The sequence below is a fragment of the Streptomyces sp. NPDC007084 genome (assembly GCF_040703595.1).
Classification (GTDB): Bacteria; Actinomycetota; Actinomycetes; order Streptomycetales; family Streptomycetaceae; genus Streptomyces.
The window spans coordinates 42,957-61,688 of the sequence record NZ_JBEYFY010000025.1 but is presented as its reverse complement, the minus strand read 5'-3'; the positions used below and the strand labels follow the sequence as shown (position 1 = coordinate 61,688).

16 protein-coding genes are annotated in these 18,732 nt (G+C 73.4%); 7 read left to right on the top strand and 9 right to left on the bottom strand.

What is annotated here, in order from left to right; translation table 11 throughout:
* The first annotated feature begins 49 nt into the window (after positions 1-49).
* From tilS to folE, 4 genes are all read left to right on the top strand, one after another.
* Positions 50-1,243: a tRNA lysidine(34) synthetase TilS gene (tilS, locus tag AB0912_RS21205; RefSeq protein WP_366701928.1), complete on the top strand. Its 1,194-nt coding sequence runs from the start codon at positions 50-52 to the stop codon at positions 1,241-1,243.
* Positions 1,244-1,356: 113 nt separating this feature from the next.
* A complete protein-coding gene (gene hpt, locus AB0912_RS21200; RefSeq protein WP_366701926.1) occupies positions 1,357-1,917 on the top strand; it encodes a hypoxanthine phosphoribosyltransferase in 561 nt (186 codons plus the stop codon).
* A 199-nt stretch (positions 1,918-2,116) separates the two neighbouring features.
* On the top strand, positions 2,117-4,144 hold the full coding sequence (gene ftsH / locus AB0912_RS21195) for an ATP-dependent zinc metalloprotease FtsH (protein ID WP_366701924.1): 2,028 nt from the start codon (positions 2,117-2,119) through the stop codon (positions 4,142-4,144).
* A gap of 143 nt (positions 4,145-4,287) precedes the next feature.
* Positions 4,288-4,893: a GTP cyclohydrolase I FolE gene (gene folE / locus AB0912_RS21190; RefSeq protein ID WP_366701922.1), complete on the top strand. Its 606-nt coding sequence runs from the start codon at positions 4,288-4,290 to the stop codon at positions 4,891-4,893.
* A 111-nt stretch (positions 4,894-5,004) separates the two neighbouring features.
* Here folE and AB0912_RS21185 read toward each other — a convergent pair whose 3' ends face one another.
* The 6 genes from AB0912_RS21185 to AB0912_RS21160 all read right to left on the bottom strand — a co-directional run bounded on the left by AB0912_RS21185 (position 5,005) and on the right by AB0912_RS21160 (position 10,175).
* The gene (locus AB0912_RS21185) at positions 5,005-5,493 is read right to left on the bottom strand and encodes a DUF3180 domain-containing protein (RefSeq protein WP_366701920.1); all 489 of its coding nucleotides are present in this window, start codon (positions 5,491-5,493) and stop codon (positions 5,005-5,007) included.
* 73 nt (positions 5,494-5,566) lie between these two features.
* A complete protein-coding gene (gene folK, locus AB0912_RS21180; RefSeq protein ID WP_366701918.1) occupies positions 5,567-6,178 on the bottom strand; it encodes a 2-amino-4-hydroxy-6-hydroxymethyldihydropteridine diphosphokinase in 612 nt (203 codons plus the stop codon).
* Positions 6,175-6,534 (bottom strand): dihydroneopterin aldolase, encoded by a 360-nt coding sequence (folB, locus tag AB0912_RS21175; RefSeq protein ID WP_366701916.1) that lies wholly within the window; start codon positions 6,532-6,534, stop codon positions 6,175-6,177. Before folB ends, folK begins: the two co-directional genes overlap by 4 nt.
* A gap of 291 nt (positions 6,535-6,825) precedes the next feature.
* Complete coding sequence (locus AB0912_RS21170) at positions 6,826-7,320, bottom strand: nuclear transport factor 2 family protein (protein WP_366701914.1); 495 nt, start codon at positions 7,318-7,320, stop codon at positions 6,826-6,828.
* Entirely contained in the window at positions 7,317-8,228 is a 912-nt protein-coding gene (gene folP / locus AB0912_RS21165; protein WP_366701912.1) for a dihydropteroate synthase, read from the bottom strand. Before folP ends, AB0912_RS21170 begins: the two co-directional genes overlap by 4 nt.
* Positions 8,229-8,369: 141 nt before the next feature.
* Positions 8,370-10,175, bottom strand: a complete 1,806-nt coding sequence (locus tag AB0912_RS21160) for a phosphatidylglycerol lysyltransferase domain-containing protein (protein ID WP_366701910.1) — start codon at positions 10,173-10,175, stop codon at positions 8,370-8,372.
* Positions 10,176-10,397: 222 nt separating this feature from the next.
* Here AB0912_RS21160 and AB0912_RS21155 point away from each other — a divergent pair, with 222 nt between their 5' ends.
* Both AB0912_RS21155 and AB0912_RS21150 read left to right on the top strand, forming a co-directional pair.
* Positions 10,398-11,528: an alpha/beta hydrolase-fold protein gene (locus AB0912_RS21155; protein ID WP_366701908.1), complete on the top strand. Its 1,131-nt coding sequence runs from the start codon at positions 10,398-10,400 to the stop codon at positions 11,526-11,528.
* Positions 11,529-11,996: 468 nt separating this feature from the next.
* Positions 11,997-13,979: a hypothetical protein gene (locus tag AB0912_RS21150; RefSeq protein WP_366702001.1), complete on the top strand. Its 1,983-nt coding sequence runs from the start codon at positions 11,997-11,999 to the stop codon at positions 13,977-13,979.
* A gap of 414 nt (positions 13,980-14,393) precedes the next feature.
* Here AB0912_RS21150 and AB0912_RS21145 read toward each other — a convergent pair whose 3' ends face one another.
* Positions 14,394-15,917 (bottom strand): PH domain-containing protein, encoded by a 1,524-nt coding sequence (locus tag AB0912_RS21145; RefSeq protein WP_366701999.1) that lies wholly within the window; start codon positions 15,915-15,917, stop codon positions 14,394-14,396.
* Complete coding sequence (locus AB0912_RS21140; RefSeq protein WP_366701906.1) at positions 15,902-16,420, bottom strand: PH domain-containing protein; 519 nt, start codon at positions 16,418-16,420, stop codon at positions 15,902-15,904. Before AB0912_RS21140 ends, AB0912_RS21145 begins: the two co-directional genes overlap by 16 nt.
* A gap of 31 nt (positions 16,421-16,451) precedes the next feature.
* Between AB0912_RS21140 and AB0912_RS21135 the strand changes: the two genes are divergently transcribed.
* Positions 16,452-17,603 carry an NADH-quinone oxidoreductase subunit D gene (locus AB0912_RS21135; RefSeq protein ID WP_366701904.1) on the top strand — a complete coding sequence of 384 codons (1,152 nt, stop codon included), beginning with the start codon at positions 16,452-16,454 and terminating at the stop codon, positions 17,601-17,603.
* Here the strand turns inward: AB0912_RS21135 and AB0912_RS21130 are convergent.
* Positions 17,568-18,668 (bottom strand): SAM-dependent methyltransferase, encoded by a 1,101-nt coding sequence (locus AB0912_RS21130; protein WP_366701901.1) that lies wholly within the window; start codon positions 18,666-18,668, stop codon positions 17,568-17,570. The genes AB0912_RS21135 and AB0912_RS21130 overlap by 36 nt on opposite strands.
* Positions 18,669-18,732: the final 64 nt, after the last annotated feature.

The following is an 18,732-nucleotide window of genomic DNA, read 5'->3' as shown; positions in this document are numbered from 1 at the left end:
TGACCGATCCCGGGCTAACCCCCCGAAAACTTCATGAAGGGAACCGGACATGGGTCCCCATCCTGCGGTCGCGGCGATACGCCTGGCGGTCCGCCGCGTACTCCACGACATCCTCACCGAGCACCCGCCCGCCCCCGACACCCCGCGCCCGCCCGCCCGCGCCGCCGCGCGCCCCTGCGGGCCCGACACCGAGCGCGTCCCCGCCCCCGGCAGCCGCCGCAGCGCGACCGTGCCGGCCGGCGCCCCGCTCGACCAGCCCCCCGCGCCCGCCGCCCGGCCACGCCAGGGCGACGACGCGGCCCCGGAGCACCCCCCGCGCCCCGCCCCGCTCGCCCCCCTCGTTCTCGTGGCCTGCTCCGGCGGCGCCGACTCCATGGCGCTCGCCTCCGCCCTCGCCTTCGAGGCCCCCAAACTCGGCATCCGCGCCGGCGGCATCACCGTCGACCACGGGCTCCAGCCCGGCTCCGGCCTGCGCGCCGACGAGGTCGTGCTGCGCCTCACCGAACTCGGCCTGGACCCCGCCGAGTCGGTCGCCGTCACCGTCGGCCGCGGCGGAGGCCCCGAGGCCGCCGCCCGCGACGCCCGGTACGCCGCCCTGGACTCCGCCGCCGAGCGCCACGGCGCCGCCGCGATCCTCCTCGGCCACACCCGCGACGACCAGGCCGAGACCGTCCTGCTCGGCCTCGCCCGCGGCTCCGGCATCCGCTCGCTGTCCGGCATGGCCGCGGTCTCGGGGGCCGGCGGCCGTTACCGGCGCCCCTTCCTGCACCTGGACCGGCAGACCGCCCGCAAGGCGTGCATGGTCCAGTCGCTGCCCGTCTGGGACGACCCGCACAACACCGACCCGGCCTACACCCGCTCCCGGCTGCGCCACGAGGGCCTGCCCGCCCTGGAGAAGGCGCTCGGCAAAGGAGTCGTGGAGGCACTCGCCCGGACGGCCCAGCTCTCCCGGGACGACGCCGACGCCCTCGACGCCTGGGCCGGCCAGGCCGAGGCCTCCGTACGCGACGCGGCCGGCCTCCTGGAGTGCGCCAAGCTCTACGCCCTCCCGCCGGCCGTACGGCGGCGCGTCCTGCGCCGGGCGGCCATCGAGGCGGGCGCCCCGGCGGGCTCGCTGTTCGCCCGTCACATCGAGGAGATCGACCGGCTGATCACCGGCTGGCGGGGCCAGGGAGCCATCAACCTCCCGGGCAAAGTCGTGGCCCAGCGACAGGGTGGCAGACTGGTGATCCGGCAAGGCTGAAAACCGGACCTTCCGCCGGGGCCGCTCACGCGGTTCCACGGGACCCCGCACCGGGTCCCGGGCGGTCCGACCGGCCGCGCGAGCCCAGTAAGTGGGACGGACGACCGAAAGTGATGCGGGTGGACGCGAAAGACATGGGCACCGACCTCAAGTCGGTGCTCATCACCAAGGAAGAGATCGACGCGAAGCTGGCCGAGCTGGCCGCGAAGATCGACGCGGAGTACGCGGGCAAGGACCTGCTGATCGTCGGCGTCCTCAAGGGCGCCGTGATGGTCATGGCGGACCTCGCGCGGGCGCTGTCCACCCCCGTCACCATGGACTGGATGGCCGTGTCCTCGTACGGCGCGGGCACCCAGTCCTCCGGTGTGGTGCGGATCCTCAAGGACCTCGACACCGACATCAAGGGCAGGCACGTCCTGATCGTCGAGGACATCATCGACTCGGGACTGACCCTGTCCTGGCTGCTGTCCAACCTGGGCTCGCGCGAGCCCGCCTCGCTGAAGGTGTGCACGCTGCTGCGCAAGCCGGACGCGGCGAAGGTCGCGATCGACGTGGAATGGGTCGGCTTCGACATCCCGAACGAGTTCGTCATCGGGTACGGCCTGGACTACGCCGAGAAGTACCGGAACCTCCCGTTCGTCGGTACGCTCGCGCCCCACGTCTACGGCGGCTGAGCACCCTCGTGCCGAGGGTGGCCGGTTCCTCGTAGGACGGACGGGAACCCCAGCGGGTTCCGCGCCGTTGGAGCATGCGTGGACGGGATTGCCGGCAGTCCCCTGCGGCTTCGGGTGACAATGCTGGGGTACCGTCCGAAGAACAGTCTTTATCAAACTCACTATGGCAGGAGGGACGGGGCGGCACCGCTCCGTATGGATGGACGTGAAGCGATACTTCCGTGGGCCGGTCATGTGGATCGTGCTGGCCGTCCTTGCCGTGGTCGTGTTGATGCAGGTCGTCGGTTCGTCCGGCGGCTACAAGACGGTGGACACCGGCCAGGTCGTCCAGGCGATCAACCAGAACAAGGTCGAGTCGGCAAAGATCACCACCGGCGACGAGCAGGTCATCAAGGTCTCGCTGAAGGACGGCGAGAAGGTTGAGGGCAGCTCCAAGATCCAGTCGAGTTACATCGGCGACCAGGGCGTGACCCTGGCCAACACACTCCAGAACAAGTACGAGAACAAGCAGATCCCGGACGGCTACACGGTGTCGCCGTCCAAGCAGAACCCGTTCCTGGGCATCCTGCTGTCTCTGCTGCCCTTCGTCCTCATCGTCGTCGTCTTCCTGTTCCTGATGAACCAGATGCAGGGCGGCGGCTCCCGGGTCATGAACTTCGGGAAGTCCAAGGCGAAGCTCATCACCAAGGACACCCCGAAGACGACGTTCGCGGACGTCGCCGGTTCGGACGAGGCCGTCGAGGAGCTCCAGGAGATCAAGGAGTTCCTCCAGGAGCCGGCCAAGTTCCAGGCCGTCGGCGCCAAGATCCCCAAGGGCGTCCTGCTCTACGGGCCTCCCGGCACCGGCAAGACCCTGCTCGCGCGTGCCGTCGCGGGCGAGGCGGGCGTTCCCTTCTACTCGATCTCGGGTTCCGACTTCGTCGAGATGTTCGTCGGTGTCGGTGCCTCCCGGGTCCGTGACCTCTTCGAGCAGGCCAAGGCGAACGCCCCGGCGATCGTCTTCGTCGACGAGATCGACGCGGTCGGCCGCCACCGCGGCGCCGGCCTCGGCGGCGGTCACGACGAGCGCGAGCAGACCCTCAACCAGCTCCTGGTCGAGATGGACGGCTTCGACGTGAAGGGCGGCGTCATCCTGATCGCCGCCACGAACCGGCCCGACATCCTCGACCCGGCCCTCCTGCGCCCCGGCCGCTTCGACCGCCAGATCGCGGTCGACCGCCCGGACATGCAGGGCCGCCTGGAGATCCTCAAGGTCCACCAGAAGGGCAAGCCGGTCGCCCCGGGCGTCGACCTGTCCGCGGTGGCCCGCCGGACCCCCGGCTTCACGGGCGCCGACCTGTCGAACGTGCTGAACGAAGCGGCGCTGCTCACCGCGCGCAGCAACCAGAAGCTCATCGACAACGACATGCTGGACGAGGCGATCGACCGTGTGGTCGCGGGCCCGCAGAAGCGGACCCGGATCATGTCGGACAAGGAGAAGAAGATCACCGCGTACCACGAGGGCGGACACGCCCTGGTCGCGGCGGCTTCCCCGAACTCCGACCCGGTCCACAAGATCACGATCCTGTCGCGCGGCCGTGCCCTCGGCTACACGATGGTCCTGCCGGACGAGGACAAGTACTCCACCACGCGCAACGAGATGCTGGACCAGCTCGCGTACATGCTGGGCGGGCGCGCGGCCGAGGAACTGGTCTTCCACGACCCGACCACCGGTGCGGCCAACGACATCGAGAAGGCCACGGCCACCGCTCGCGCGATGGTCACGCAGTACGGCATGACCGAGCGTCTGGGCGCGATCAAGTTCGGCGGCGACAACACCGAGCCCTTCCTGGGCCGGGAGATGTCGCACCCGCGTGACTACTCGGAAGAGGTCGCCGCGCTCGTCGACGAAGAGGTCAAGAAGCTCATCGAGAACGCGCACAACGAGGCCTGGGAGATCCTGGTCGAGAACCGCGACGTTCTGGACGCGCTGGTCCTCCAGCTGCTGGAGAAGGAGACGCTGAGCAAGGAGCAGATCGCCGAGATCTTCGCTCCCATCGTGAAGCGCCCGGCCCGCCCCGCGTGGACCGGCTCCTCCCGCCGTACGCCGTCCACCCGCCCGCCGGTGCTCTCCCCCAAGGAGCTGTCGCTGACGAACGGCGCGAACGGCGCGACGGCCTCCATCGCCACCGCGACGGAGTCCGTCCCGGTGACGGAGACCGGACCGGAGGACCGCACCGAGAGCTGACACCGGCTCCCGGCGCCCTCACCAGGGCCGGAATGCATGCCGCGCCCCCCAGGTTCTAGCCTTGGGGGGCGCGGCTTTTTCGCGCGCCCGCACCTTTTGGACGCGTCGACGGCACGCGCAGGAGCCCCAGGAACGAGGACCAGATGACCGACCCCGTGACGCTGCACGGCGACGCACCGATCGGTGAGTTCGACGAGAAGCGCGCCGAGAACGCCGTACGCGAGCTGCTGATAGCCGTCGGCGAGGACCCGGACCGCGAGGGGCTCCGGGAGACGCCGGGGCGGGTGGCGCGGGCGTACAAGGAGCTGCTGGCGGGGCTGCGGCAGGCTCCCGAGGACGTGCTGACGACGACCTTCGACCTGGGGCACGACGAGATGGTCCTGGTGAAGGACATCGAGATCGTCAGCTTCTGCGAGCACCACCTGCTGCCGTTCCACGGGGTGGCGCACGTCGGCTACATCCCGGCGTCCAGCGGGAAGATCACCGGCCTGTCGAAGCTGGCCCGGCTGGTCGACGTGTTCGCCCGCCGGCCGCAGGTGCAGGAGCGGCTGACCACGCAGATCGCCGACTCGCTGATGCGCATCCTGGAGGCGCGGGGCGCGATCGTCGTCATCGAGGCGGAGCACATGTGCATGTCCGTCCGCGGTATCCGCAAGCCCGGTGCCAAGACCACCACCTCGGCGGTCCGCGGCCAGCTGCGCGACTCCACGACCCGCGCCGAGGCGATGAGCCTGATCCTGTCCCGCTGACCGCTGACCGCTGACCGCTGACCGCTGACCGCTGACCGCTGACCGCTGACCGCTGACCGCTGACCGCTGACCGCGCCGACGGTGTGTGTGGGGGCGGCGGCGGGGTGACGGCTAGGCGGCCGTGGCGGTTCCGCCGTGGTGTTCGTCGTCGTCCTCCGGGAGCTTGCAGACGCGCTCCAGGAAGAAGCCGGCCGCTATGACGGCGATTCCGGCGGCGACCGAGAAACCGGCGTAGATGGCCTGGTCGCGGCGGGCGGGGACCTCCAGGGACTCCAGCAGGAACACGCCGGTCCCGCCGTACAGCCCGGCCACCAGGGCGGCCACCAGGGCGCTCGCCTGGCCGAAGACGACCGCGCGGGCCGCCATCAGCGGGTCGACGCCCTTCGCGCCCGGGCGGCGCTCGCGCTGTGCCTTGAGCCGGGCGCGCAGCGACAGGGCCGTGGCCAGCAGGACGATCGCGATCAGGGCGAGCACGATGGGGGCGGCCAGCGGGACCCGGGGGAGTGTGCCCAGCGCGTTCCACAGGCGGGCGCCCGCCCAGGACAGCACTCCGGCCACGAGGAACACCGCGGCCAGGGTCCGGATGCGCAGCTCTTTCACGATGCCCCTTCGATAGCCCGCCTGGGGGCCGGCCCCGCGTCGGGCCGGCCCGTGGTCGTCCTGACCTTAACGACTACTCGGGCAGCCGGAGTTCCAGGTCCCCGCGGGGGGCCACGCCGTCCCGGGTGACCGCGCCGAGGAGCTGGGCGACGGCGCCGCGCCCGGGGAGCTGGGCCTCGGGGTCGACATCGTGCCAGGGGGCGAGGACGAAGGCCCGCTCGTGGGCGCGCGGGTGAGGGAGGGTCAGCACCGGGTCGTCGGAGACGAGATCGGCGTAGGCAACGATGTCCACGTCGATGGTGCGGGGCCCCCAGCGCTCGTCGCGCACCCGGTGGAAGGCCTCCTCGACCGCGTGCGCCCGCTCCAGGAGCGAGGACGGCGGCAGGGTGGTCCGCAGGACCACGACCGCGTTGAAGTACGAGGGCTGGCTGCCCGGGTCGACGCCCCAAGGCTCCGTCTCGTAGACGGGCGAGACCGCCTTGACGCGGACGCCCGGGGTGTCCTCCAGCGCGTCGATGGCGCCCTGGAGGGTCTCCAGACGGTTCCCCAGGTTCGAGCCGAGGGAGATCACGGCGCGCCGCGGGTTCTGCAGCGTCGAGTCGGCGGCGTCCACGCGCTCGACGACGGAGGCGGGCACCGGCTGGACGGTCGGGTCGCTCTGACCCTCGGTGAAGGACGCGGTCATACTCGGCTCCGGGTGATCGTCACGGTCACGTCGTCGAAGGGGACCGTGATCGGCGCGTCGGGTTTGTGGACGCAGACCTCGACCTCCAGGACCGCGTCGTGCTTGAGACAGGTCTGGGCGATGCGTTCGGCGAGCGTCTCGATGAGGTCGACCGGCTCGCCCTGGACGACGGCGACGACCTCCTCGGCCACGATGCCGTAGTGCACGGTCTTCGTGAGGTCGTCGTCGGCCGCGGCCGGCCGGGTGTCCAGGCCGAGGGTCAGGTCCACGATGAAGGTCTGGCCCTCCTCGCGCTCCCTCTGGAAGACGCCGTGGTGCCCGCGGGCCTTGAGGCCGCGCAGCGCGACACGATCCACGCGAATCACTCCTGCAATCGTCGGTAACGGCCGTGGTGCGCCGAGTGCGGTCGGCACACCGGCCTCAGGCGAATCTACCTGCGGGCACCGACAGCGTTCGCCCGAGGGGGCGGGCGTCCGGACGAAGGCGCCGAGGCTTCACCGGGCGTTTCCCCCGGGGAACGCGGCGGCTCACGGGTTGGTAGCCGCCCCTACCCAGGGGCGGTGATTCCAACCACTTCTTGGTTCTTGTGGGGGTCCCTGTGCGGGCCGCCCGTACGCCGGAAGCGGTCCTCATGGGCCCCTGCCCACTCAACCGGCGGTGTCCTCGTCGTCTTCCTCACTCGATTCGGCGAGGACCGGCGAGGCGTGGTGGGACCAGAGTTTCCAGCCCTCGGGGGTGCGGCGGAACAGGTTCGTGGCGACGACGAGCTGGCCGACGAGCGGGCCCAGCTCGTCGCTGTCGTCGGGCGCCGGGCCGCCGCTGAGGATGTTCTCCGTGCAGGTGACGAGCGCGGTGTCCCCGGAGACGGAGACCCGCACGTCGGTCAGGAAGAACTGGATGTACTCCGTGTTCGCCATGATCAGCGCGTACGAGCGGAGCACCTCGCCGCGGCCGGTGAGGACGGGCCAGCCGGGGTGGACGCAGGAGACGACCGCGCCCTCGCCGGCGAAGTCGTCGTCGGCGGTGTCCAGCGGGGCCAGCCACAGGCCGGAGAGTTCCTCGAAGTCGCCCCGCTCCATCGCCTCGTAGAAGGCGGTGTTGGCGCTCTCGACCTGCTCGACGTCGGTCTGCGGTGTGCTCACCGGGCTCCCTCTGCGGCCGGACGGGCGGCGGCGCCGTGGGGCCCGCCGGTGCGGGCGCCCTCGACGGCGCGGGCGACCCGCACGGCGTCGGCGGTGGCCCGGACCTCGTGGACGCGGACCGCCCAGGCGCCGTGCTGGGCGGCGATCGCGGAGACGGCGGCGGTGGCCGCGTCCCGTTCGCGGGCGGGCGGTGGGGCGCCCTTCGGGTCGGCCAGGACGTGGCCGAGGAACCGTTTGCGGGAGGCGGCGACCAGCAGGGGGCGGCCGAGGGTGTGCAGGCGGTCGAGGTGGGCGAGGAGCGCGAGGTCGTGGGCGGGGTCCTTGGAGAAGCCCAGTCCGGGGTCGACCACGATCCGGTCGGCGGCGATCCCGGCCTCGATGGCGGCCGCCACGCGCGCGTGCAGCTCGTCGACGACCTCGGAGACCACGTCCTCGTAGACGCCCCTGACGTTTCCGCCGGCCAGGAAGCCGCGCCAGTGCATGACGACGAAGGGGGCTCCGGCGGCGGCGACCGCCGGGATCATCGCGGGGTCGGCGAGGCCGCCGCTGACGTCGTTGACGAGGGCGGCGCCGGCGGCGAGGGACTGTTCGGCGACGGAGGCGCGCATGGTGTCGACGGAGACGGTGACGCCCTCGGCGACCAGGCCCCGGACGACGGGGATGACGCGCTTGAGTTCCTCCGCCTCGTCCACGCGGGTGGCGCCCGGGCGGGTCGACTCGCCGCCGACGTCCACCAGGTCGGCGCCCTCGGAGACCAGGTCGAGGCCGTGCTTGACGGCGGCCGTCGTGTTGAACCAGTGGCCGCCGTCGGAGAAGGAGTCGGGGGTGACGTTCACGACCCCCATGACCGCGCAGCGGTCCCACGTCGGCAGCCCCACGACTCGCCCGCGCCCACGCTCGATGCTCATACACCCAGCCTAGGCCCTGTAACCGCTCCTCCCGGGGGCCGCCGGGACCGCTCCCCCCAAGGGGAGGGCGGCCCTCGGACGGCCCGCCGGGGAGGGCGGGCCGTCCGAGGGCGCCCGGGGCGGGGGCGGCCGGTGTTCCGGCTACGCCGCCCGGACGCCCCGGTCGGACACCGCGTGGGGGCAGGGGCGCGGCGGACGGGGGCGGCGGCGCAGCAGGCGGGGGAGGGCGAGGGTGACGAAGCCCTCGGCCTGCATGGCGGCGAGGCCGATGCGCGGGAGGTCGCGGGAGGAGGCGTAGACGACGAAGCGCGGCTCCCAGCGGGGGCGGAACTTCGCGTTGAACTTGTACAGCGACTCGATCTGGAACCAGCGGGACAGGAACACGAGCAGCCCGCGCCAGGCGCGCAGCACCGGCCCGGCGCCGATCTTCTCGCCGCGGGCGAGTGCCGCGCGGAACATCGCGAAGTTGAGGGAGATCCGGGCGATGCCGAGGCGGGGGGCCGCCTGGAGCGCGGCCACGATGAGGAGTTCGTTCATGCCCGGGTCGGCCGCGCGGTCGCGCCGCATGAGGTCCAGGGAGACCCCGTCGGTGCCCCAGGGCACGAAGTGCAGGACGGCCTTCAGGTCGCCGTACTGGCCGGGCTGGTCGTCGGCCTTGTGGGCGGTGGCGATCAGGCAGTCCCCGTCGGAGGGGTCGCCGATCCGGCCGAGCGCCATGGAGAAGCCGCGCTCGGTGTCGGTGCCGCGCCAGTCCTCGGCGGCGCGCCGTATCCGGTCCAGTTCGCCCTCGCCGAGGTCACGGATGCGCCGTACCCGGGTCTCGTAGCCAGCCCGTTCGATGCGCTTCACCATCTGGCGCACGTTCCGCATCGCGCGCCCGGCCAGGGAGAAATCCGCGACGTCCACCACCGCCTCGTCGCCGAGTTCGAGCGCGTCGAGGCCGGTCTCGCGGGTCCAGACCTCGCCGCCCGTCTCGGAGCAGCCCATGACGGCGGGCGTCCAGGAGTGTGCCCGGGCCTCGTCCATGAAGCGTTCGATGGCGCCCGGCCAGGCCTCGACGTCACCGATGGGGTCGCCGCTGGCGAGCATCACCCCGGAGACCACCCGGTAGGTCACCGCCGCCTTGCCGCTGGGCGAGAAGACGACGGCCTTGTCGCGGCGGAGCGCGAAGTGGCCGAGCGAGTCCCGCCCGCCGTGCTTCTCCAGCAGCGCGCGCAGCCGGACCTCGTCGTCCTCGGTGAGGCGGGCGGCCGGGTGTTCGGGGCGGAAGGCGAGATAGACGGTGGTGACGGCGGTCAGCCAGCCGAGCGCGCCGAGGGAGAACGCGACGGTCCAGGAGGTGGGCCCCGCGTAGTCGACGGGACCCTCGAAGCCGACCAGCCCGTACAGGACGTGGGTGATCCGGTCGGCCAGGCTCGGGTCGCCGATCATGCGGTTCTCGTGGACGCTGACGATGAGGAGTCCAAGGACGAGGGAACCGGCGCCCATGAGAACGAAGTTGGCGAGCGCGCGCCAGCGGCTGCGCGGATCGGGCAGGGCCGCGAACTCGTCGCGGTGGCGCAGCAGCGGCGCGAGCAGCGCCGCCGAGATGACGACGCCGATCAGCGAGTGGCGGTACGAGAACTGCGCGACGGCGCCGACCGGGAGCAGGACCACCGCGGCCCGCCAGGCCCGGCGCTTGCGGCGCCGCAGCCCGTGGGCGAGCAGCAGCAGGAGCACCCCGGCGCTGAGCGACAGGGCCGCGGCGAACGGGCCGAACGAGCCGGGCAGCACTTCCGCGAGGGCGTGCATACGGCTGTGACGGAAGCGCGGGAAGACGCCCGCGGCGATGTCCAGGAGACCGACGAGTGTGCAGGCCCTGGCGATCAGGGCGGGAACGGCCTCGGGGCTCGGACCGCGCAGTATGCGCCGCGTCCGCCCCGTCCGGCCCGGAACCTCGCCCACCATTTCCCCATCTACCCTGACAGACATCGCATCCCGTAGTTCCGCGAGAGACCTTGAATCCGGTGCCATTCCGGCATCCGGCGACATTGCGCCCTCTAGGACGGTGTCTTGGGGACACAGGTTCACTCGTCTCCGGAAAGCCGGTTCAAAAGGTAAGGAAAGTCCAGGGCAAGGCCTCGCGAAGGAGCGGGACGGCCGGGACGGAAAGCGCGGGCGGAGCAGCTCATGGGTCTCACGAGCGACAAGGTGCTGGTACTGGCGGTCCTGCTGGCCGTGCTGCTGTTCGCGGGCACGGTGTGGTGGTGGCCGCGGCTCGCGCGGCGCACCTGGCGGGCCGTCAGCGGGCGCGTGGGCCTGCTGCTGGCCACCCAGTTGGCGCTGTTCGCCTGCGTGGGGCTCGGCACCAACCAGGCGTTCGGGTTCTACGCGAGCTGGGCCGACCTGCTCGGCCAGGAGCACGGCGAGGGCGTGGTCGTCGACCACAACGGCGCGGGCGGTGCGGGCGGCGGCCCCCTCCAGGTGGTCGACACCCAGCAGGTGAACGTCTCGGGCGGCTCCCGGCGGTGGGTCGGCGGCCAGATCCAGAAGATCGACGTCGTCGGCCGGACGACCCGGATCGCCACATCGGCGTACGTCTATCTGCCGCCCGAGTACTTCCAGCCCCGCTACCGCACCCGGACCTTCCCGGCCGTCACCGTGCTGACCGGCTATCCCGGGACCGCGGGCGCGCTCGTCAAGGGCCTGCGCTACCCGCAGACGGCGAGCAGGCTGGCCAAGAACGGCACGATCCAGCCGATGATCCTGGTGATGCTGCGGCCGACCGTGGCGCCGCCGCGCGACACCGAGTGCGTGGACGTCCCCGGCGGGCCGCAGGCCGAGTCGTTCTTCGCCCAGGACCTGCCCGAGGCCGTCTCGGCGCACTACCGGGTCGGCACGAAGCCCGGGAGCTGGGGCGTCATCGGCGACTCGACGGGCGGCTACTGCGCGCTGAAGCTGGCCGTCCACCACCCCGGGGTGTACGCGGCGGGGGCGGGCCTGTCCGCGTACTACAAGGCGCCGATCGACCGCACGACGGGCGACCTCTTCCACGGCGACAAGGCGCTGCGCGACAACGCCGACCTGCGCTGGTACCTGAAGAACCGTCCGGCCCCCGACACCTCACTGCTCGTCAGCAGCAGCAAGCTGGGCGAGTCCAACTACAAGGACACGCTCGCCTTCATAGACCTCGCCAAGGCCACCGGCCGTACGCGGATCTCGTCGATCATCCTCGACAGCGGCGGCCACAACTTCAACACCTGGCGGCGGGAGATCCCGGCGGCGCTCCAGTGGATGAGCGGACGGCTGAGCGACCGCTGAGGCAGGCGGTGAGCGGTCCCCGGGGCAGGCGGTGAGCGGTCGCCGGGGCCGGTGGCGAGCGTCCACCGGGGCAGGCGGTGAGCGGTCGCGGGGGCCTGGGGTGAGCGGTCGCGGGGGCCGGCGCCGAGACGCTGTCGGGGCCGGCCGGTCCGGTGCCGTGCCAATTCGGTGCGGCGCGTGGGAAATGCGTCCCGGGGAAATGCCCGCCCCCTGACGTCGATTCCGACGCGGTGATTCCGGCGGGATGACGGCCCCCGGAGCGGCGCCAATTGATCAACGGGCGTGAGGGGCCGCCGGTTTGCGACGGCCCTTGCGGGACAAGGGACACGTCCTGTCGACGGCCGGTACGCGACAAAGCCTCCGGGGTGGCTGTGTTTTTACCGTGCGGGGCACCACGATTCGCCTACGCGCGGTAAGTTTCTGGCCATGCCACGTGGACGCCATCGCCATTCCCCGCCCTTGCACAGGCTGCTGCCTCCTTCGGCGATCGCCGGCGTGTCGCTCGTCTGCGCCGTGGGGCCCTGGCTGTTCACGGAGCCGGCCGTGCTCCGTGTGCTGGCCGCGGGCGCCGCGGTGACGGCGGTCGCCGGTGCGGTCGTGATGCGCCGCTGGGACACCGCGGCGGGCAAACGGGTCGCCGACCTCACGCGCGCGCGGGCGAGCGACGAGTGGCGTCACGAGGAGCGGGTCGCCGAACTGGAGACCGACCTCGACGAATCGCGCGAGCTGCGCGTGAAGCTGGAGCACAAGCTCCGGGCCAAGCGCACCGAGCTGGCCAACTTGCGCAACGAACACGCGGCGCTGCTGCGGCGGTACGCGACCGCGGAGACGGAGCGGGCGACCGCCCTGGAGGGGCGCCGGCAGCTCGCCATCGAGGCGGCCGTCCCGACCCGGGCCCTCCCGGCGGCGCGGACCGCTCCGGACACGGTGGCCGTCCCGGACGCGCCCGTCGTCCCGGAGACTCCCGCTGTCCCGGAACCCGTCGACCCGGCGGGCTTCTTCGGCGTCGCCGAGGCGCCGGGGGCGGCGGCGAAGCGGGCGGGGGCCTCCGGGGCGGAGGCCGTCTCCGGGGCGGAGGATGCCGACTCGGTGAGGGGCGCGCAGGCCGCGCGGGGCACGCAGAGCGCTTCGGATGCGCCGGGCGCGAAGGGTGCGGGCGCGGGCGCGGGCGCGAACGGCCCGGCCGGTTCCGCGACTTCGGAAGCGGGCGGGACGGCGGAGGACGCCGAGGCGGTGGCCGGAGACGACGACACGTCGTCCGAGGGTGCCGACGCCACGGACCCCGACGTCACGGACTCCGACGTCCCGGACTCCGGCGCCGACGCCGGGACGGGGACCGACACGGAGGCGGATTCGGCGACGGAGTCCGAGGCCGGTGCCGAGCGGCCCGCCGAGGTCTTCTCCCCGGCCGGTTCGGGTCTGTTCCTGCGGGCGGGCGCCGCGTTGAGCCGGATAGCGAGCGGTGGCCCGGAGCAGGAGGGCGCCGAGGCGGCCACCCCGGGATCGGTCGCCGTGGCGCAGTCCGAGGACGAGACCGGCGCCGAGGCCGAGTCCGAGTCCGAGGTCAAGGCCGACACCAAGGCCGACACCAAGGCCGATACCAAGGCCGACGCCGCCGACAGTGACCCCGACGCCGACCCGGACCCCGATGCCGCACCCGACACGGACGCGGACGCCGAGGGCGACACGGACGGGGCGCAGGCCGTCTCCCAGGAGGGGCGCCCCGAGCCCGGCGAGTCCGCGCTCGACGCGGCCGTGAAGGACGCGGCGGCCCGCAAGAACGCGGCGGCGGCCCGGCAGAACGCTTCCGGCCGGCCGGCGGCGACCCCGGGTACGAACAGCGAGCCCCCGAAGGGCACTTCACGCCGTGGACCGGCAAACCCCGGTCCGGGTCCGGCCACCGGGGCGGGCCGCCCCTCCACCGGACCGGGTCCGGCCTCGGGCGGCGGCGCGGAGGACGGTGGGGCGCAGGGGAAGCCCGAGGCGGTCGGCGGGCATCAGCGCGCGACCGCCGAGGCCACGCCTTCGCCGTCCCGCCCGTCCGCCCCGACGGCCCCCTCCCGCGCGGCCCTGCCGGCTCCGGCGGCCCGGGCGCAGCACCCCGTCAAGGCCGCCGAGCCCGTGAAGCGGTCCGGGCACTTCACCGTGCCGACGGCGGTGGCGGTCGTACCGCCCACCGCGCCGGTGCGCCGGCCCTCGGTGGAGGGCGGGTTCGACTTCTTCGGTACGCAGAAGGGGGCGTCCGACGCCGCCACGCTGGAGGCCGTGCAGAACGAAGACCTGGCCGATGTCGTCGGACAGGAGGCGCTCGCCCTGCACAAGGAGGAGGCCGAGTCCGGGTTCAAGCCCGCGAACGAGGCCACGCTCCGGACCGGCCAGGTCATCGACCTGACGGAACACGACGAGACCGAGCAGATCGACGTGGCGGGACTGCGGAGCGCGGCTTCCTGACCCCACCGGCACATCGGGCGCGTACGGCGCGTGAGGCGCGTACGGTGCGGCGGGCGCGTCCGGCGCTGACAACGGGAAACTCGGGATGAGGGCGGTGGCGTACTGACGCCACCGCCCTCACCTCTGTCCCCGCCCGGCCGCCGCCTCCGGGCGCCGTCCCGCCCACGCACGCGTGGCCCGCCTGCAAGACCTGCCGCCGCCTCTGGAATCCCGCGTCCCGCGCGCGCACGCGTGACGTGACGAAGGCCCGCGACACGGCGTGCGCGTTCGCCGCCGTCCCGCGCGCACGCGCGTGACCCCCTTTCCCCGCCCCGCGCGTTTCCCGCCCCGCGCGCCGGGCGCCCAGCCTCCGCCACGCACGCGTGTACCCCGAGCCCCCTCAGGTCCGCCCGCCCCCCGTCAATCCCGCCCCCCTCAGGCCATCCACCGGTCCGGTCGGGCCTCCCGGCGGCCCGTGCGGGAGCGGTTTGCCTGGGCCTGGAGCAGGTCCCTCGCCTCGGCGGCGTCCCGCAGCCGGGCCGTCACCGTGTTGCCCGCGCCCGTGTCGACATGGACGTCGGCGAGCCCCTTGAACCGCGTCCAGGGCCCCTGGGTGAGCCGGACGCTCTGCACCTTCGCGTGCGGGACCAGGGAGAGACCGCGCCGGAGCAGACCGTGCCGCGCCGCGAAGACCGTGCCGGTGACGGCGAGCCCGTGGCCGCGCCACCACAGCGGCAGGCACCAGCGGGCCCGCCGCGGCGGCCGGTCCAGGGAGGCCGGGACGGTCACCCCGGGCAGCACCGCGGCGATCACGGTCTCGGCGACCTCGCGCGGGGCGACCGGTACGAGGACCGAGTTGGAGGACCCGGCCACGTGCAGCTCGACGCGTACCCAGCCGCGCCGCCGCCACAGCAGCGGCTCGACGATCCGCACGGTCTGAACCCGGCCGGGCGGCACCGTCTCGTGCGCGCGGTCCAGGAGCCCGTGGTCGATGCGCAGTCCGTCGGGGGACTCGCCCACCGTCCAGTCGTACTCGCCGACGAAGCGCCCCACGCTGCTCGCGCCCGCCGCGCCGAGCAGCGGCACGCCGGTCGCGAGGACCGTCCACACGCTGTGGGTGGCGAACCACAGCAGCGGCGGTACGACGAGGGCGGCGGCCAGGGAGCCCCAGGTGGCGCCGGTCAGCACCAGGGAGACGGCGAGGACGCCCGGCGGCACGTGCAGCAGCCGCCGTACCGGTGCCTCGCCGACCTCGCGGGCCGCCTCCGGGGTGAATCCGGCGGCGCGGGCGAGGAGCAGGGCGCGCAGCGTGCGGGCCTCCTCCTCGCCGAGGTAGGCGAGTTCGTCCTTCTTGTCGGCCCCGACGACGTCGAGTTTCAGCTTGGCGACTCCCGCGACCCGGGCCAGCAGCGGCCGGGTGACGTCGACGGCCTGGAGCCGGTCGAGCCGGATGTGCGCGGTGCGCCGGAACAACAGGCCGGTACGGATGCGCAGTTCGGTGTCCGTCACCGCGAAGTGGGTGAACCACCAGCTCAGGAAGCCGTACAGGGCGGCGCCCGGGACGATCACGGCGAGCCCGACGAGCAGCGCGGTCGTGGTGAGCCGGGTGAGCTGTTCCTGCGCCTGGTTGGGGTCGTGGACGGCCCAGCCGGCGAGCACGGCGACAGGCGCCCAGGCCCGCCGGAACGGCGTCACGGGATGCAGCCGCCGCTCGGCCCACGGCTCCTGGCCAAGCGGCCCGCCCTGGTAGCCCTGGTCGCTCTGGTCGCCGGGCCGTTCGACCCACGGTTCCCGGCCAGGCGGACCGCCCCGGCCACGCGGTCCGCCCCGGTCGCCCGGTGACGCGGTCGCGGGAGCCGGAGCGGCGGTCCCGGGCGCCGGGCCGGCGGGGACCGGCGTTCCGGACGCGGGCGGCGGACCCTTCGGGCCCGGGGAGGCCGTGGTCACAGGCCCGCCGATCGGGCCTCGCCGAGTTCGGTCAGCCGGTCCCGCAGCCGCTCCGCCTCGGCCGGATCGAGCCCGGGGATGCGGGCGTCGGTCGCCGCGGCGGCCGTGTGGAGCTGCACCCCGGCGAGCCCGAAGTGCCGCTCGACGGGCCCGGAGGTCACCTCGACGAGCTGCATCCGCCCGTACGGCACGACGGTCTCCTCACGCCACAGCACGCCCCGGCTGATCAGCAGGTCGTCGGCGCGTTCGGCGTACCGCCAGGAGCGCCAGTTGCGGCCCAGCATGCGCCAGCCCCAGGCGGCCAGGGCGAGCGGGAGCAGCGCGAACAGCGCCCAGCCCGGGCCGGCGAACACGCCGAGGAGCACCCCGACGGCGGCGGTCAGCAGTCCCAGCCACACCACCAGCAGCAGGCGGCGCATCCGCAGCAGCCCCGGAGGCAGTCCGGCCCACACCGGCTCGGGCGTCGTGCCCTCGGCAGTCTCCGTGCTTCCCGTCTCCGTGCTCCCCGTCTCCATGGGGCAAGCGTACGTACGACAGACTGTGTCCATGACTCCTACGACGGAGACCATGGTCGGTATCGGCGGCGCCGCGGAGAGCACCGACATGGTGCTCAACATCGGCCCCCAGCACCCGTCCACGCACGGGGTGCTGCGGCTGAGGCTCGTGCTCGACGGCGAGCGGATCCAGCACGCGGAGCCGGTCGTCGGCTATATGCACCGCGGCGCGGAGAAGCTCTTCGAGGCGCGCGACTACCGTCAGATCATCATGCTGGCCAACCGGCACGACTGGCTGTCCGCCTTCTCCAACGAGCTGGGCGTCGTCCTCGCCGTGGAGCGGATGCTCGGCATGGAGGTGCCCGCCCGCGCGGTGTGGACCCGTACGCTCCTCGCCGAGCTGAACCGGGTCCTCAACCACCTGATGTTCCTCGGGTCCTATCCCCTGGAGCTGGGCGGGATCACGCCGATCTTCCACGCCTTCACGGAGCGCGAGGAACTCCAGCACGTCATGGAGGAGATCTCCGGCGGGCGCATGCACTACATGTTCAACCGGGTCGGCGGCCTCAAGGAGGACCTGCCGGCCGGCTGGGCCGGCCGCGCCCGGGCCTCCGTCGCCGCGCTGCGCTCCCGGATGGGCGTCTACGACGACCTGGTGCTCGGCAACGAGATCTTCCGGGGCCGGACCCGCGGCGTCGGCACCCTGTCGGCGGAGGCCGTGCACGCCTACGGGGTGAGCGGTCCCATCGCGCGCGCCTCCGGGGTGGACTTCGACCTGCGCCGCGACGAGCCCTACCTCGCGTACGCCGACCTCCAGGACACCCTGCGGGTCGTCACCCGGCGGGAGGGCGACTGCCTGGCCCGCTTCGAATGCCTCCTGGAGCAGACACACGTCTCCCTGGACCTCGCGGACGCCTGCCTCGACCGGCTCGCCGAGCTGCCGCCCGGGCCGATCAACCAGCGGCTCCCCAAGGTCCTGAAGGCGCCCGAGGGACACACGTACGCGTGGACCGAGAACCCGCTCGGCATCAACGGCTACTACCTCGTCAGCAAGGGCGAGAAGACGCCGTACCGCCTGAAGCTGCGGTCGGCGTCGTACAACAACATCCAGGCGCTCACCGAGCTGCTGCCCGGCACGCTGGTCGCCGACATGGTGGCGATTCTCGGGTCACTGTTCTTCGTGGTCGGGGACATCGACAAGTAGCCCCGCGAAGGGGTCGCCGTCCGCCGGGCCGGCGCGGTCCGCGTCCCCGTGCGCGGTCTTCTCGGTGTCCCGGAGGCCGACGGGGGTGATCAGCCAGCCGAAGTCGCCGAGGCCGCCCGGCGCGGTGAGTTCCGCCGCGGCCCCGGCGCCCGCGAGGGCGCGCACATAGGCGGCGGGGTCCGTCGAGGCGAGCGTGAGCGGGGGGCGCGCGCCGCGCACGCCCAGCGCCCGCAGCGCCGCCCGCTGGGTCGTCACGTGCCCCCCGGCGCGCGCGCACGCGTCGAGCGCCACATGCGCGGTGATGTCACGGGAGCCGTCCGGCACCGGCGTGGTCTCGCGGCCGTCCCGGAAGCCGGTGAGGGTCCCGAAGGGCGGCCGGCGCCCGGCCGTGTGCGCGTAGTCGGCGGCGACGGCGAGACCCCGGTCCAGCGAGGCCACGGCGTCGGCCCAGGCCAGGTCGCGGGGGAGCCCGATCTCGGCCCTGGCCCCTTCGGGGCGCGCCTCGGCCGCCGGCCACCACCAGGCGCGCAGCCAGTCCGCGTCCGCGCCCTCGACGGGGTCCCCGAGGCGTTCGGTGCCGTCGTCGGCCACCAGGACCAGCCGCGCTACCCCCCGCGCGTCGGTCTCGGCGACGTCCACGGGCACGTTGTCCAGCCACTCGTTGGCGAACAGCAGCCCGGTGACGCCCCGGGGCGGCTCGGCGAGCCAGGTGATCCGGCTGTCGAGTCCGGCCGGCCGTCCGGCGCGTTCGACGGCGTACGCGCGCACCCGGGCGGCCACCTCGGCGGGGAGGCCGGCCAGGACGGCGGACACCAGCTCGCCGCGCCCGGCGGCCATGTCCACGAAGGCCAGCTCCGCCGGCCGGCCGAGCGTCGCGTCGAGGCGGCACAGCAGCCGCGCCACGGCCGCCGCGAAGAGCGGGGAGGCGTGCACCGAGGTCCGGAAGTGCCCGGCGGGACCCTCGGGCCTGCGATAGAAGCCGGAGGGCCCGTACAGCGCCTCTTCGGCGGCCTCCCGCCACCCCCGCCACCGGCGTTCCGTCCCGGGGCTCCTCGTCGCTGTCACCGGGACACGATAAGTGCGGGGAGGCGGGGTCCCTCCACCTTGGGGAGTACGAGGGGCGGTCATG

Coding starts and splice junctions, on each gene's coding strand:
- folK (WP_366701918.1), bottom strand. CDS start 6,178: ATGACCGCGTCCTTCACCGAGGGTCAGAGCGACCCGACCGTCCAGCCG.
- AB0912_RS21155 (WP_366701908.1), top strand. CDS start 10,398: ATGGGTCTCACGAGCGACAAGGTGCTGGTACTGGCGGTCCTGCTGGCC.
- AB0912_RS21160 (WP_366701910.1), bottom strand. CDS start 10,175: ATGGTGGGCGAGGTTCCGGGCCGGACGGGGCGGACGCGGCGCATACTG.
- hpt (WP_366701926.1), top strand. CDS start 1,357: ATGCGGGTGGACGCGAAAGACATGGGCACCGACCTCAAGTCGGTGCTC.
- AB0912_RS21140 (WP_366701906.1), bottom strand. CDS start 16,420: ATGGAGACGGGGAGCACGGAGACGGGAAGCACGGAGACTGCCGAGGGC.
- tilS (WP_366701928.1), top strand. CDS start 50: ATGGGTCCCCATCCTGCGGTCGCGGCGATACGCCTGGCGGTCCGCCGC.
- folE (WP_366701922.1), top strand. CDS start 4,288: ATGACCGACCCCGTGACGCTGCACGGCGACGCACCGATCGGTGAGTTC.
- folP (WP_366701912.1), bottom strand. CDS start 8,228: ATGAGCATCGAGCGTGGGCGCGGGCGAGTCGTGGGGCTGCCGACGTGG.
- AB0912_RS21135 (WP_366701904.1), top strand. CDS start 16,452: ATGACTCCTACGACGGAGACCATGGTCGGTATCGGCGGCGCCGCGGAG.
- ftsH (WP_366701924.1), top strand. CDS start 2,117: ATGGACGTGAAGCGATACTTCCGTGGGCCGGTCATGTGGATCGTGCTG.